At 67.6% G+C, this 14,865-nt stretch carries 13 protein-coding genes; 5 read left to right on the forward strand and 8 right to left on the reverse strand.

Annotated features, from left to right (window positions below):
• The first annotated feature begins 19 nt into the window (after positions 1-19).
• From EV580_RS29580 to EV580_RS29595, 4 genes are all read left to right on the forward strand, one after another.
• Positions 20-2,188, forward strand: coding sequence for an acyl-CoA dehydrogenase family protein (locus EV580_RS29580; protein WP_133696803.1), 2,169 nt, complete (start codon positions 20-22; stop codon positions 2,186-2,188).
• A gap of 85 nt (positions 2,189-2,273) precedes the next feature.
• Positions 2,274-3,911 (forward strand): AMP-binding protein, encoded by a 1,638-nt coding sequence (locus EV580_RS29585; protein WP_133696123.1) that lies wholly within the window; start codon positions 2,274-2,276, stop codon positions 3,909-3,911.
• Between the two features lie 21 nt (positions 3,912-3,932).
• Positions 3,933-4,754, forward strand: coding sequence for an enoyl-CoA hydratase-related protein (locus EV580_RS29590; protein ID WP_133696125.1), 822 nt, complete (start codon positions 3,933-3,935; stop codon positions 4,752-4,754).
• A 3-nt stretch (positions 4,755-4,757) separates the two neighbouring features.
• A complete protein-coding gene (locus tag EV580_RS29595; RefSeq protein ID WP_133696126.1) occupies positions 4,758-6,230 on the forward strand; it encodes a TLP1 C-terminal extension domain-containing protein in 1,473 nt (490 codons plus the stop codon).
• Positions 6,231-6,233: 3 nt separating this feature from the next.
• On the opposite strand, the gene EV580_RS29600 is transcribed toward EV580_RS29595, so the two are convergent.
• Positions 6,234-7,055, reverse strand: a complete 822-nt coding sequence (locus EV580_RS29600; RefSeq protein WP_133696128.1) for a hypothetical protein — start codon at positions 7,053-7,055, stop codon at positions 6,234-6,236.
• A 95-nt stretch (positions 7,056-7,150) separates the two neighbouring features.
• Positions 7,151-7,702: a TetR/AcrR family transcriptional regulator gene (locus tag EV580_RS29605; RefSeq protein WP_133696130.1), complete on the reverse strand. Its 552-nt coding sequence runs from the start codon at positions 7,700-7,702 to the stop codon at positions 7,151-7,153.
• Between the two features lie 132 nt (positions 7,703-7,834).
• Between EV580_RS29605 and EV580_RS29610 the strand changes: the two genes are divergently transcribed.
• Complete coding sequence (locus EV580_RS29610) at positions 7,835-8,266, forward strand: VOC family protein (RefSeq protein ID WP_166654950.1); 432 nt, start codon at positions 7,835-7,837, stop codon at positions 8,264-8,266.
• Here the strand turns inward: EV580_RS29610 and EV580_RS29615 are convergent.
• The 6 genes from EV580_RS29615 to EV580_RS29640 form a co-directional block, all read right to left on the reverse strand.
• Positions 8,263-9,744 (reverse strand): class I adenylate-forming enzyme family protein, encoded by a 1,482-nt coding sequence (locus tag EV580_RS29615; protein WP_133696133.1) that lies wholly within the window; start codon positions 9,742-9,744, stop codon positions 8,263-8,265. The two genes, EV580_RS29610 and EV580_RS29615, sit on opposite strands and share 4 nt — an antisense overlap.
• Positions 9,745-9,785: 41 nt before the next feature.
• The gene (locus EV580_RS29620) at positions 9,786-10,709 is read right to left on the reverse strand and encodes an acyl-CoA dehydrogenase family protein (RefSeq protein ID WP_133696134.1); all 924 of its coding nucleotides are present in this window, start codon (positions 10,707-10,709) and stop codon (positions 9,786-9,788) included.
• Positions 10,709-11,854, reverse strand: a complete 1,146-nt coding sequence (locus EV580_RS29625) for an acyl-CoA dehydrogenase family protein (protein WP_133696136.1) — start codon at positions 11,852-11,854, stop codon at positions 10,709-10,711. Before EV580_RS29625 ends, EV580_RS29620 begins: the two co-directional genes overlap by 1 nt.
• Positions 11,855-11,857: 3 nt before the next feature.
• Positions 11,858-12,967 (reverse strand): acyl-CoA dehydrogenase family protein, encoded by a 1,110-nt coding sequence (locus EV580_RS29630; protein ID WP_133696138.1) that lies wholly within the window; start codon positions 12,965-12,967, stop codon positions 11,858-11,860.
• Positions 12,964-14,058 (reverse strand): acyl-CoA dehydrogenase family protein, encoded by a 1,095-nt coding sequence (locus tag EV580_RS29635; RefSeq protein WP_133696139.1) that lies wholly within the window; start codon positions 14,056-14,058, stop codon positions 12,964-12,966. The genes EV580_RS29630 and EV580_RS29635 overlap by 4 nt, the downstream gene beginning before the upstream one ends.
• Positions 14,059-14,142: 84 nt before the next feature.
• On the reverse strand, positions 14,143-14,859 hold the full coding sequence (locus EV580_RS29640) for an SDR family NAD(P)-dependent oxidoreductase (protein ID WP_133696141.1): 717 nt from the start codon (positions 14,857-14,859) through the stop codon (positions 14,143-14,145).
• Positions 14,860-14,865 lie beyond the last annotated feature (6 nt).

Consider the following 14,865-nt stretch of genomic DNA (forward strand, 5'->3'; position numbering starts at 1 on the left):
CGAATCTGGGACGCCGCGGGTGAAGACGTCGATGCTGGCGATCACCGAGGAGCACCGTGAACTGGCCGACGCCGCGCTCGGCGCGCTGAAGCGGGCCGAGAGTCGCCGGCGTGCCCGTTCGGCGCAAGACGGGTCTGGCTCCGCAGAGTCCGGCGGAATCTTGCGCATCGCAAGCGAACTGGGATGGACCGGACTGGCCATCGCCGAGGAATACGGTGGCTCCGGCTTCGGGCTCCCCGAACTCACGATCGTGCTCGAGGCGCTCGGGCACGAGGTCAGTCCAGGGCCGTTCCTGCCCACCGTGGTCGCCAGCACCGTCATCGACCGGATCGGCGGTATCGACCTGCGGAAAGCTGTTCTGCCCGGCCTGGCCGACGGCAGCCGTGTCGCCGCGGTCGGTCTGGGCGGCGATGTCACCGTCGCGGCTGAGGGGACGGTCGCCGGCACGAGCCCCGCGGTGCTGGGCGCACCAGAGGCCGACATTCTCGTCTTGATGGCGGGCGACGACGTTGTCGTCGTCGACGCCGGCGCCGACGGTGTCGAGATCACCGACCTGTCGGGGCTGGACCGCACCCGGTCGGTGGGAGCGGTGGCACTGCACGACGTGGCAGTGACACCGGATCGGGTGCTGCCCGGGGCTGCCCGCACCGCCCGCGCGATCTGGCGAATCCTGTCGGCGGCCGAGGCGGTCGGCGCCAGCTGGGCGTGCGTCGAGATGGCCCGCGATTACGTCGCGACGCGCGAGCAGTTCGGCCGGTCGATCGGCAGCTTCCAAGCGGTCAAACACCACCTGGCCAACATGCTGATCGCCGCCGAGCAAGCCACCGCGGCGACCTGGGACGCCGCCCGGTCCGACGATCTCGACGGTGCCTGGTTCGCCGCGGCGGTGGCGTCGGCGCAGGCCGCCCGCGCCCAGGTGTTCACGGCACAAACCAATATCCAGCTACATGGCGGTATCGGCTACACGTGGGAACACGATGCGCACCTGTACCTGCGCCGGGCGCGCACCCTCGCCGCGCTGAGCACCGATGGCGCAGATCCCTGGTGTGACATCGTCGCCGCGCAGCGCGATGGTGTGGCTCGCGGTGCCACCTTCGAACTGCCCGCCGAGGCGGATGTCTACCGACAGTCGGCGCGCGCGGTCGTCACGAAGCTGCAGAGTCTGCCACCGGAGCAACACCGCGACTTCCTGGTGGATTCGGGCTACCTCGTGCCACATTGGCGTGCGCCCTACGGGCGCGAGGCGGGCACGATCGAGCAGTTGGTGATCGAAGAGGAGTTCGCGGACGTCGAGCTCCCGACCATGGGCATCACCGGCTGGGTCATGCTGACCATCACCGAAGCCGGTACCGACGAGCAGCGCAACCGGTGGGTGGAGCCGGTGCTGCGGGGTCAGACCATGTGGTGTCAGTTGTTCTCCGAGCCGGGGGCGGGATCCGACGCCGCGGCCGTGCGTACGGCGGCCCGCCGCGTCGAGGGCGGCTGGCGGATCAACGGCCAGAAGGTCTGGACCAGCCTGGCGGAGCAATGCCAGTGGGGGATTGCGACCGTCCGTACCGATCCGGACGCCCCCAAACATGCGGGTGTGACGATGATGGCCATCGACATGTCCAGCCCGGGTGTCACCGTGCGTCCACTGCGGGAAATGACCGGGGAAGCCCTCTTCAACGAGGTCTTCTTCGACGACGTGTTCGTGCCCGACAGCGATGTGGTCGGCGAAGTCGGCCGCGGCTGGGCGGTCGCCAGGGCGACGCTGGGCAACGAGCGAGTCTCCATCGCGGGCGGCGACGGCCTGCCGGGGGTTGACGCGGACGAGTTGATCGCCTTGCTGGACAACGCATCTGCCGACACCGCTGCGGCGCTGACTCGACGGACCGGCGAGGTCATCGCCGAATCGCACACCATCACTCTGCTCAATCGGCGGCGGGCAAGTCGTGCGATTCTCGGTGCCGCGGCGGGCCCGGAAGCCAACGTCGCCAAACTGCTCACCGCCGAAAGTGCGCAACATCAAACCGAATTGGGTATGGAGTTGGCCGGCACAGCCGCGGTGGTGGGGGCCGCCCCCGAGCTGACGCACGCCTACATCTACGCCCGCTGCCTGACAATCGCCGGCGGCACGTCGGAAATCATGCGCAACACCATCGCCGAACGTCTGCTCGGGCTCCCGCGAGATCCGCTGATGGGCTAAGTAATGATGTCAATATTGCTATTATCCGCAGATAGAAAGTGGCGCCCTCAGTTGTCACTCGATGCCCTCCCGGGAGTCGCGACGCATGACCGATAAGCCCCAGATCACCGCTGCCGCGTTGGTCAAGGCGCGCGCCGACGACGACAACGTCGCGCTGATCTTCGGCGATCAGACGTGGACGTGGCGGGAAGTGGTCGCCGAGGCGGCCGTCCGCGCGGAATGGATGCGCGACACCCTTCATCGCGGGCGCCCGCCCCACGTCGGTGTGCTGCTGCCCAATGTGCCCGAATACGTCTTCCAGATCCTCGGCGCCGCGCTGGCCGGCGCGTGCATCGTCGGGCTGAACTCCACCCGCCGTGGCGCCGAGCTGGCCCGCGATATCACCCACACCGCTTGCCAATTCGTCGTGGCGGACGCGACCTACGCCGACCTCGTCGGCGAGTGCGTGCTCGTCGATGACGCCCCGTGGGCCGCCTATGCCGGGGCGGCGCTACCAGACGACGAGCCGTCACCGTCGACGCTGCTGTTCCTGCTGTTCACCTCCGGATCCACCTCGGCTCCCAAGGCCGCGAAGTGCAGCCAGAGCAGGCTCGCCGGGGTCGCGGGAGGTCTGGGGTTCGGCGCCGAAGCCGTGCTGTATTGCCCGATGCCGCTGGCTCACGGTAATGCGTTGAGCGCCACGCTGTTTCCCGCATTGGCCAGCGGATGCCGCCTCGTCCTGCGGGACAGGTTCTCCGCCGGTGCCTGGCTCGACGACGTCCGCCGCAACGGGGTGACCTTCACCAGCACCGTCGGCCGGGCGCTGGGCTATATCCTCGCCACCGCGCCGACGGTGCACGACCGCGACCACAAGCTGCGGGTGGTGCTCGCCCCGGAAGCGTCTCCCCGGGATTGCGACGCCTTCCGCGAGCGCTTCGGTGTCCGGGTGTTCAGCGGTTACGGCTCCAGCGAGGGCGGCATCTCGCTGATGCCCGCAGCCAAGCCGGGTTCACTGGGGGTCGCCCCGAAGGGCGCCGATATCGCCGTGGTCGACGAACACGGTAAGGAGTGTGCGGTAGCCGAATTCGACGACAACGGCTTGCTGAGCAACGCCGCCGACGCCACCGGCGAACTCGTGCGCCGAGACGCGGCGGGTTCTTTCGAAGGCTACTGGGACAACCCGGAGGCACAGTCGGATCGGCTGCGCGGGGGCTGGTTCTGGTCCGGTGACCTCGCCTACCGCGACGGCGACGGGGTGTTCTGGTTCGCCGGGCGGGTGGGGGACTGGATCCGGGTCGACTCGGAGAACTTCGCGGCCGGGCCGGTCGAGCGCATCGTCAACCGCTATCGACACGCGGCCGCCGCCGCGGTCTTCGGGGTGCCCGACCCGGCCAGCGGTGACCAGGTGATGGCCGTACTGGAGATGGCTCCCGGGCAGGTGTTCGATCCCGATGACTTCGCCGAGTTCCTCGGCGGCCAAGCCGATCTGGGAACCAAATGGGCGCCGCGCTTTGTCCGCGTGACACCAGCGATACCCGTGGTCGGGCACGGCAAGGTCGACAAGAAGCCGCTGCGACGGGACGCCTGGGAGTGCGACGACCCCGTGTGGTGGCGCCAAGACCGGTCGCTGGTCTACGTACCGTTCACCGCTGACGAACGTGATCGCTGGCGTGACCAATTCGTCGCGCACGACAGGATGCAGGCCTACCCGCAGCCGGACGCCGCGGCGTCCGAACGGCTCTAGACAAACTCGAAGGGAATTTCGGTGCCGGTTCACTATCAGCTCGCGACACGTCCGGGTGCGGAGCACGTCGCGCTCATCACCCTCGATCGCCCCGAGGCCAGGAACGCCTGCGACCTCGAGCACTTCCACCAGCTCGCGCAAGCCTGGAAGCGTTTCGACGGCGACGACGACGCCTGGGTGGCGATTTTCACCGGCGTCGGGCGCTCCTACATGTCCGGCGCCGATCTCAAGACGTACGTGCCCGAAATCACGGCGCTGGCAAAGGAACTCAAGGAGGGAACCGCAACCTCGGTCAAGGGGTATTCGCTGTCCGACGGCACCGACGCCGTGCTGCGTGGAAGCAAGATCTACAAGCCGATCATCGCGGCGATCAACGGGCCGTGCGTGGCCGGCGGCATGGAGATGCTCGGCGGGGTCGACATCCGCGTCGCCAGTGAGCACGCGACGTTCGGAGTTCTCGAGCCGGCCCGCGGGCTGTTCGCCGGCGGCGGCACCACGGTCCGGCTGCCGCGCCAGATTCCCTTCGCCCAGGCCCAGGAGTTCCTGCTGTGCGCCGACATCATCGACGCGCAGCGGGCGTTCCAGATGGGTCTGCTCAATGCCGTCGTCAGCGAAGACGAGCTGATGGACAAGGCTTTCGAGTATGCGGCGAGGATCGTCAAGAATGCACCGCTGGCCGTCAAGGCCACCAAACGCAGTGTGCTGGAGGGCCTGAAGATGGACCTGCGTGACGCCTACCGCAACGAGAGCGCGATCTCGCGCGAGGTGTTCGCCACCGAAGACGCCAAGGAAGGGCCACGCGCGTTCGCCGAGAAGCGACCACCGCGCTGGACCGGTCGCTGAGGAATGGGCACGAGCAGTTCCCGGCAGCTCTGCGTCATCGGGGCCGCACAGCACACGGTTCGCGACGGCGAAGCCCCTGAGCCACTGGTGAGTTGGGCGCAGCGGGCGCGCGAAGCCGCCGCTCTCGCCGGGGCGCCGGACATCATCGCCGGTATCGACTCGCTACAGGTCGTGTACTGCCAGAGCTGGCCGTACGACGATCCGGTGGGGCGCCTCGCGTCCCTGATCGGCGCGCAACCGCGGCATCGGGTGTATTCGGGTATCGGCGGAACCACGCCCCAGCAGCTGGTCAACAGCACCGCTGAGGCCATGTTGCGCGGCGATCTCGACCTGGCGCTCATCTGCAGCGCGGAAGCCCTGGCCACGGTGCGCAAAGCCAAGAAGGAAGGCGCGCGGCTGCCCTGGCAGTACCGCAAGTCGACGCCGTTCCCGTGGGACCCGCCGCATGCCTCGGAGGCCAACCACTCGGTTTTCCAGGCGTGGGAGACATTTCCGTTGTGGGACACCGCCCGCCGGGCCCACCGCGGCGCCTCGCTGTCCGCTGACGCCGCCGAGGCCGCCGCGGCGATGGCGGCCATGACCCGGGTCGCTGCCGGCAATCCACACGCCTGGCGTCCCGATGTGCTCAGCGCGGCCGAGGTCGGTACGGTCACCGACGTCAATCGCTATGTCGGGTGGCCCTACACCAAACGTGAAGTCGCGGTGATGGACGTCGACATGTCGGCTGCCCTTCTGCTGGCGACGCGGGCCAAGGCCGATTCGCTTGGCGTGCCAGAGGATCGGCGGATCTACCTGTCCGGCTGGGCGTATGCCGAGGACCCTGCCACCGTCGCCGAACGAGACGATCTGTCCAAGTCCGTTGCCATGGCGGTCACCGGCCGTCAAGCCCTCGCGTCGGCCGGCCTCACGCTGTCCGACATCACGACATTCGATCTGTATTCGTGCTTCCCGTCGTCGGTCCGGCTCGCCTGTGACGCGCTCGGATTGGCGCTCGACGACGAACGCGGGACGACGATCACCGGTGGCCTGCCCTACGCGGGCGGTCCCGCGAGTGGCTACGTCACGCATGCCATCGCCACCGCCTACGACCTCCTCGGCGGCGCCGCCGGGCACGCGCTGGTCACCGGAGTCGGGATGCACTTGGCCAAACACGTTGCCGCAGTGTGGTCGTCGGTCCCCCTCGGCGAACCCGAGCTCGCAGACCCTGCAGAGCTACAGGCCACCGTCGAGGCAAACCAGCCCCGGCATCGGGTTCACGCCGAGTTTTCCGGTGCGGCGGCGGTGCTCGCCTATACCGTCGCGCACGGTAGGGACGGCGGCGCCGAACAGGGCCTGGTGGTGCTGGACACTCCGGACGGGCGGGCGCTGGCTCGCGTCAAGGATCCAGCACTGCTCGCCGATGCCGAATCTCGGGAACTCGTCGGACAATCCGTCGTCGTCACCACCGACGGCACATGCAACGAAGCCCGCTGGTAGGGGTCAAGCAGCCTCGGTCGGATGGGGATCGCGGAACACACCGACCAGTGAGTTGTTGAACGCCACCGCGGCGGCGATTTCGAGTTCGATCGCGGCAAGGGGTTTGGTCAGCTGGGCCTCGAAGCGCTCCAGCATCGCGTCCTCGACATTGTCGAACTGCTCGGCGGCCTCCAGTGCGTCGTGGATCAGGCAGACCAACAGATACAGCGGATCACTCGACACCGACTGCGGCTCGAGCTCCATCCGGCGGTATCGGTCGAGAAGGGCGTTGCTGTCGAGGAAGTCGGGATCCGGGATGACGACACGGTGGGTCAGCAGCCAGTCGAACATGACTTCGTTGGTGGCGCGGACCGACGACAGCAGATCGTGAGCTGTCGCACGCAGACGGCCCTGGGCGTCCGAGTTGGGGGACGAGAAGCCGAGGATGGACTCCACCAGCACCGGCAGCTCGACGAGGCGCCGCACGCGTGCCCCGTGCAGGACGTAGTCGGCGAGCAGCCACCGGAGGTCGTCGAGCCGGACGAACACGTCGTCGGCCATATCGCCCTCGTGCCGGCCGAACGTGTCGGACTGCTCGAAATAGCCTGCAAAGGCGTTCAATTCGGCGATCTCGCGGTGAACGTTCGGCAGCCAATCATCACCGTCCGGCAGGCAAACCGGGGCCGGCTGTGCCGGGCATCCCGCGTCAGCGCCGCGATGGTCCGTGGCGTCGCGTGTCGAACGCGCCCGGCGCCGCGCGCTGTCCACCGCCCATACGGCGACACCCGTGACGATCAGATGGCGAGCCGCACCGATCAGGAGGTGCTTGGGGGTGGACGCCGGCATGAGAAGCATGTTACATGGAACCGGGTTGATGTAAACCAAAATCTTGGCGCCAAATATTACTTCTTGCGACGAAAAGTAACGTCTGGGTGGATTCCCTAGCTGGCGGCTGATTTCGGTGCCCGCCGGCGCCGGGGGTCCAGGCCTGCGGCCAGGCGTAACTCGGCGAGGAACTGCTCGGGAGTGCCGCCCTGCACCAGGTAGTGGCAGATCGCGATGTGCACGATCGCCGAGGCCGCGATATCGGCGTTGTCGCCGGACAACACCTGGCGAATGCGTTTCTCGATCACCGGAAGCGTGAGTCGCATCTGCACCAGGATGTGCTCGGGTTCCAGGTCGACGATATGGCGTGCCGAGTGTGCATCCTGGAAGTCGACGACGAACTGCAACGCCGCGTCTAGGCGATCCTCGCCGTGCAGGCCTGCGATCGCACGGGCCATGCCGGCGTCGAAATTGTCCTGTTCATACTGGCTGAACGCCTCGAGCAGGCCTTCGCGTGAGCCGAAGTGCCGGTACAGCGTGGGCCGGGAGACCTTGGCTTCGGCGGCGACATCGGCGAGTAGGAGATTGCGCCGGCCGCTGCGCGACAACACCACGTAGGTGGCGTCGAGTATCCGGCGCCGGGTCGACAGCTCAGCCTCTGTGGGCACGAGATCCTAACTCCAATCGCTTTACATCCACCGCACATGATGTCACACTATCTCCGCTGCTGTCCCACCATTGCGCCATTAGCGTCCGGTACTCATTGTCACCCGCCGAGCGGCCGAACAGCGGAGAAATCCATGCCCCTGCTTCACCACGCCGGATTGTGCGTGCGAGATATCGAACTGTCGCTGCGCTTCTACCGAGACGGCCTCGGGTTGGAAGTGGTGTCGGACCGGGTGTTGAACGCTGACCTGCATCCGCTGCTCGGCGTGCACACGAGCGAGGTGCGGTTCATCTTTCTGGGCGACCCGTCGTCGCCGGAAGCGGGCATCGTCGAGCTGCTCGATCTGGGTACCAGCCGCATCAGCGCCAGCGGTCCCGGCCCTGGCGGCCCGGCGCGGGGGCTGTTCCTGCTGTCGATGCGGGCCGATGTGCCCGCGGTGCTGAGCCGCCTCGAGGAACTGCACCTCGGCGGAACGCCGCGCACGATGCCCACGCCCGGTGGTGGATTCGCCGCCACGGTGGTCGATCCCGACGGGGTGATGGTCGAGCTGATGCCCGCGCGCTAGCCGCCGCGCGCCTCGACCATCGCCGACCGGTTGACCTTGGTCGCGGCCGTGCGGGGGATCTCCTCGACGAACTCGACCGTCTTCGGCACTTTGTAGCCGGCGAGCTTGCCTTTCGCGAACAGGATGACGTCTTGTTCGGTGGGCGGTGCGCCGGTCTCGCTGGCCTGGACGACGGCGTGCACCCGACGACCCCAGTGTGCGTCCGAGATGCCGATCACCACGACGTCGGCGATCTGCGGGTGTTCGATGAGTGCCGATTCGACTTCGGCCGGAAACACATTCGCGCCGCCGGTGACGATCATGTCGGTTCGGCGGTCGGCGATGAAGAGATAGCCGTCGGCGTCGAGGTAGCCGATGTCGCCCGCGGTGGCGAACCCGTCCGGTGTCCTCGGCAGCTGCTTGGCGCCGCCGATGTAGCGGTATTGGTCGTTCATCGGTGCCCGCAAATAGATCTCGCCGAACTCACCGGGCGCCACGGGCAAGCCGTCGTCGCCGACGACGCGGATTTCGGTGTCCCGGAAACCGCGTCCGACGCTGCCGGGATGTTCGAGCCATTCGTCGCCGCGCAATGCCGTCAGGCCAAGGTTTTCGGTCATTCCGTAGGCCATCAGCACCTGCTCCGGACTGAGCAGGTCGAACCACCGCCGCAACAGGTGTGATGGCATGACCGCCGCGCCCTGCAATATCCACTCGAGACTGGACAGGTCCCGGCTGGTGACATCGGGCACGTCGGCGATGCGGGACAGCATCGTCGGAGTCGCGGTGAACGTCGTAACCCGATGGCGCTCAATGGCATCCAGTGCCACCCTCGCGTCGAACTTCTCCAGCACCACCAACCTGTCCCCGGTCAACAGGTAATTCAGCGTGCCGAACCCGTTGGTGTGGTACATCGGTGCGGGAACGAGGATGATCTGCGGCTGGGTGACCGGGGTCCACTGCGCCATGAACGGCACGTTGCGCTCCGCGCTCCACAGCGCCGGTGTCGTGTTCAGGATGATCTTGGGCAGGCCGGTCGACCCGGAGCTGCAGATGCCGTTGACGGCCGGCGACACGACGTCGGGCAGCGGGCTGTCATCGTGCTCGGCGGCGCGGGCGGCCCAGCCGGCGACGTTGTCCTCGGTGATGATGACCGCGGGATCGATGACCTCGATGAGCCGCTGATGTTCCCAGGCGGGGAGGTCCCATCGCATCGGAACCGGGGTGGCGCCCACCTTCCAGGTCGCGAGCGTCGCGGCAATCAGCTCAACGGAATTCGGCACCGGCAGGGCGACCATCGCGCCCTGCGGCACGGGAGCATCCTGCAGCGCTCGGGCCCACTGGTTGGCATACCGCTCCAGTTCCGACCAGCTGACCTCGGTGTCGGAGCCGTCCTTGCCGACCACGATCACCGCGGTCCCGTGCGGGTCCGCCACGGCCCGGTTGGTGAGCTGGCGGCCGTACGGGATCTCGTCGTCGGCGGGCTGCTGGGAGTCAGGCATAAGGGGAGTATCCAATCGGGGAACCGAGGCGGGCGTCGAAATCATGAGAAAAGTGTCTCCACGTGACCCGCGCCGATCTCCGGACTGAGTCGAAGTGACAGCGCCTCAACGCTTTCGGGAAGCCGAAGGGCGGGTTGCAGGTGGCGGTCGATCACGCTGATATCGGATTCGTCGCAAAAACCCAACGCACCCAACAGTTGGTGGCTGGTGCGCATCAGTTGGATGCCGGCCTCAGCGGCCTTGATCTTGCACATCAGCGCATCGGTCCACCCGATGACATCGGTGTCGGCAGTCCATCGGGACAGGCTGAACTTGGCCAGCTCTTCCAGGCCACGCAGGGTGACGCTCGCATCCGCGATCGTGAACCTCACGAATTGGAACTCCGAGAGTGTTTTGCCGAACTGGGTGCGCGCCTTGACGTGGTCACAGGTGATCTCCAGGGCGCGCTCCAGCGCCCCCAGGATGCGCCACGACTGCAAGATCAGATGCAGTGCGAGGTCGCAGCGGGCCACGGTGCCGACGGGCGACAGGTCGGTGGCCTTCACCAAGAACGGTCCGAGCTTCGCCGTGCTCCGCGCGCCCAATGTCGCGGAATAGGAGATGCCGTCGAGGTCGGCGAGCAGCCACGGCCCGGGCAGGTCGCCGTGGTCGACGCGTGGGATCCGGGGGTCGATCAGAGCAAGCCGCGCGCCGTCGATCGCCATCAGGTCTTCGATCACCGGGTAGGGCAACAGCGTTGCGCCCGCCGCACGCGCGACCGCCGCACCGGCGAGCCGGCTCTCGGGATCGTTGCGGACGTCGAGTTCGGCGGCACCGATCTCGGCCAGCGCGGCCGCCGCGGGCTTGCGCAGCGTTCCGTTACGTTCAGCGGGCAGCGATGACTCCTGCGGTCCGCCGAGTGTCTCGAAACGATGCTGGGCCACCCGGCCGAACTCCCGAATGTGTTCGGGCAGTGACGTTTCCATCAGCGGCCTCCCAGCAGCTCACGCGCGACCAGCATCCGTTGCACCTCGATGGTTCCCGAGGCCACCGTGGCGGCCTGTGCGTATCGCCAGTGGTCGTCGATCGCGCCGTCGAGCACGGCGTCGGGTTTGGCGTCCATCGCTGCCGCGCCCAACGCGTCGAACAGCAGCTCGGCGACCTTCTGATCGCAGGTGGTGGCCGCGATCCTGGCCGAACTCGCGGCCGCGGGCGCTGCGGGATCGTCGAACAGCGACACCGCCCGGTAGGCGAGCAACCGGGCCACCCGTAGGTCGACCAGGGCACGCGCCCAGCGGGTGCGGATCGACTCGGCCAGCTCGTCCCATTGCTCGCCGAGCTCGACGCGCAGCCGTTCCAGTAGCGACTCACAGCGCGCGTAGCGGGCGATCCCCACGCGCTCGAACGCCAGCGCCTCACGGATCACCTGCCAGCCGCCGCCGACCTCGCCGAGGATATCGGCGTCGGTGGCCGCGACGTTGTCGAAGAACACCTCGTTGAGGTGATGCGGTCCCAGCATCGACCTGATCGGCCGTGCGGTGACGCCGGCCCGGTCCATCGGGATCAGAAACAGGGTGTGCCGGCCCGACGACCCGTCGACGGGTTCGGTACGGGTGGCAAGCACACACCACTGCGCCATCAGCGCATACGACGTCCAGATCTTCTGACCGTTGATCACCCACTCGTCACCGTCGCGTACCGCGCGCGTGCGCAGCGATGCCAGGTCGGTACCTGCCTCGGGTTCGGAGAAGCCCTGGCACCAGATCACTTCACCGGCCGAGATGGCGCCGAGGTGGGTGGCCTTCTGCTCGGCGGTGCCGTAGCGCATGATCGCCGGGCCCACCCAGTTGACGCCCATGTATTGGGCGCCGCGGGGCTCGTGTGCGGCCCACATCTCCTCCCGCACCACGGTCTGTTGCCACACCGAACCTCCGCCGCCGCCATACTCTTTGGGCCACGCCAAGGTCAGCAGGCCCTCTTTGGCCAGCAGCCGGCAGAACGCCTCTGTGGTGGCCAGGTCCCGCGGATCGTCGGTGAACGCACCATGGAACTTCTCGGGCAGGTGGGTCTTCATCAGATCGCGCAGCTGTTGCCGCAGTGCGGCGGCGTCATCTCCCAGCGCGTAGTCCACGTCTCATCCTTTCGGGAGGCCGAGCAGCCGCTCGCCGATGATGTTGCGTTGCACCTCGGATGTGCCGCCGTAGATTCCCGCCGCCAGGGCATCGTGGCGTTCGAATTCCAGGTCGGGGTCGGTGTTCGCTGCCGAGCCGGCCGCGGCGGCGCTGATCTCCCAGGTTCGTTGCAGCGTCGTGGAACCCAGCAGCTTGAGGATGTCGCCCTCCGGGCTCGGGCGGCCCGCCTGATCGTTGTTCATGGCTCGATATCCGCTGGCCCGCAACGCTTCCGCGTCTGCCATCAGCCCACCGACAGCTCCGTAGAGGTCTTCGCAGGACCCGGTCTGGTTCGCCTGGATCGAGGCCAGGCCGCGCTGGATCTCCACCCAGTTCATCACCCAGATCATTTGGCGCTCATGGCCCAGCGACGAGATCGCCACACCCCAGCCGCCGTCCTCGGGGCCGAGTAGGTCCGTGGCGGGGATCTCGACGTCCTCGAGGAAGACCTCGCAGAAGGTCTCGTCGGATCGCGACGCCATCCGGATCGGATTGATCGTGACGCCCGGCGCCTGCAGGTCCAGCACAAAGCAGGAGATGCCTTTGTGTTTGGGCGCTTGGGGATTGGTGCGCGCGTAGAGCAGACACCAGCGTGACTCGTGTGCCTGGGTGGTCCAGATCTTATGGCCATTGACCACGAAGGTGTCCCCGGTGCGGACGGCGCGGGTGCGCAGGCCCGCGAAATCCGATCCCGCATCGGGCTCGGACATCCCCAGCGCCCACCACTCGTCGCCCGAGAGACATGGCGCCAGCAGGCGGTCCACTTGTTCGGGTGTGCCGAAGGCCCTGATGCTCGCCGCCGCGACGTTGGGTCCGGCGATGTTGGGCAGCTTGGGGGCCGACCGCAGTGCGCCTTCGAGCCGGATCTCCAGTGCCTCAGCCGAAGTCAATCCGCGGCCGCCCTGCCCCTCGGGCCAGGTCGGCTGGATCCAGCCGGCTTTGAAGAGCGCACGCTGGTAGTCGCGCCGCAGCCCGATGTCCCACCGGTAGGTGGAGTAGTTCTGGTAGTAGTCGGCAGGCAGGACCGAGGTCAGCCATTCGGCGAACTCGTCACGCAGCGGAGTCTGGATCATCGGCCCGCTCCTGCCATGAAGCGCTTGCCCTCGAGGTGATAGAGGCTCGACGAATCCCCGAGCTGCGCGGCGCCCAGCCAGGCGCGACGCAGGTAGAGGTGGATGTCGTGTTCCCAGGTTTGGCCCAGTGCGCCCAGCACCTGCACGGCGGTCCGCGTCGCGGCAAGGGCCGCATCGCCGGCGGCCGCTTTGGCCAACGCGCAGCTGCGCCAGCGTTCGGCCGGGCCGACGGACTCATCGTCGACGCGTGCGGCGGCCAGATAGGCGAGGCTGCGGGCTCGCTCGACGCTGACCCGATTGTCGGCCAGTCCGTGCTTGATCGCCTGGAACGATCCGATCGGCCGATCGAACTGATGCCGGTTCTTGGCATGCTCGACGGCGATGTCCAGCGCGGCGTGTGCCACGCCGACAAGTTCGGCGGCGATCGCCAACAGTGCTGGGCCCAAGGCGGTTTCGATCTCGACGGGCACGGTCAGTTCGGCAGGGGCATCCACGGTGACGGTCGCCAGCGGGCGCGCCGGGTCGGCCGAATCGACGTGCTGGATCACCACCCCGTCACCGGCCGTGGGCACGACGGCCATCGTGGTGTCGTCGCCGTCGGAACCGAGCACGACCAACAGCTCGGCGTTGACAGCGTCGGGGACTGCGATCGCCTCGCCCCGCACCCGCCCGGCCGACAGTGTCATCGTCGCGCCGGGCAGGCGGTCGGTCGGGGAGTGCGCCGCCAGCGTCGCCACCGTGCCTCCGGCGATCGCCGACAGCAGCGCGTCGGTGGCCCTACCCCCGGCCCTGGCCACGCCGGCGGCCATGCCCACGCTGCTCACGAACGGTATGGGTGCCAGAGCCGAGCCCAGGGCTTCGAGGGTGAGGACCAGATCCAGCGTCGTCAATCCGAGGTCTTCGGCACCGTCGTCGTACCCGCGTCGGGCCAGCCACGTCCAGCCGAGGTCGACGATGTTGTGCCACAACGGTTGCCAGGCCTCACCGTCTTCGTAGACCCGCCGATCCAGCGTCAGCGGGCAGTCGGACGCCAGCACCTCGCGCACGCCGTCGCGCAGGCTCAGTTGGTCCGCTGAAGGTCCGATCTGCATCCATCTCCCTTTCTTTACTAAAATAGTAAAGTAGACGAGGCGACGTCAAACCCGCACCCGGCGATCGTGATCTGCAGGAGTTCGTCAGTTACTGGCCGCGCGTCGGTGCGCCTCGAGCGGCACCACGGGGGGACGCGCAGAGGGTCCGCGGGTGATCGCGTTGAGGCGGATCTCGGGCAGATCCACCGAGGGCGGCACCGTGTCCAGCCACGCGACCGTGTCGGCGACATCGGTTGCGGTGATCGCATACATCTCGAACGGAACGTCTTCCAGCATCTCGGTTTCCACCGGGCCGGGGGTGACGATGTTGACGACGATGCCGTCGCGGTCGACCTCGAGCGCGAGCGCGCGGGCGAAGGCGTTCATCCCCGCCTTCGACGCCGAGTACGCGGTGCGTCCGGGCATCGGCTCATGGGACGAGGACGACGACAGGAAGATGAAGCGCGAACCCGGTCGCATCAGCGGTAGTGCGGCCTGTGTCACGACGAAACAGGAGTCGAGGTTCGCCGAGATGATGGTCTGCCATTGTTCGAAGGTCTGCTTACGTGCGTAGGTGCCGCCCAGCACCCCGGCGGCATGCACAAGCAGGTCGACATGGTCGAGATCGCTCAGCGCAGCTGCGAAGCTGTCGGGATTCGAGGCGTCTGCGACCACCCACCTGGCGCCGATCTCGTCTGCGGCTGCCCGCAGTGGAGCTTCCCGGCGCGCGGTCAGAAGGACGTCGTAGCCGCATTCGACCAGTCGACGCCCCACCACCTTGCCGATACCGCCACTGCCGCCGGTGACAATCGCATTGCGCACGCGTCC

The organism is Mycobacterium sp. BK086 (assembly GCA_004362315.1).
In the GTDB taxonomy this organism is placed as follows: Bacteria; Actinomycetota; Actinomycetes; order Mycobacteriales; family Mycobacteriaceae; genus Mycobacterium.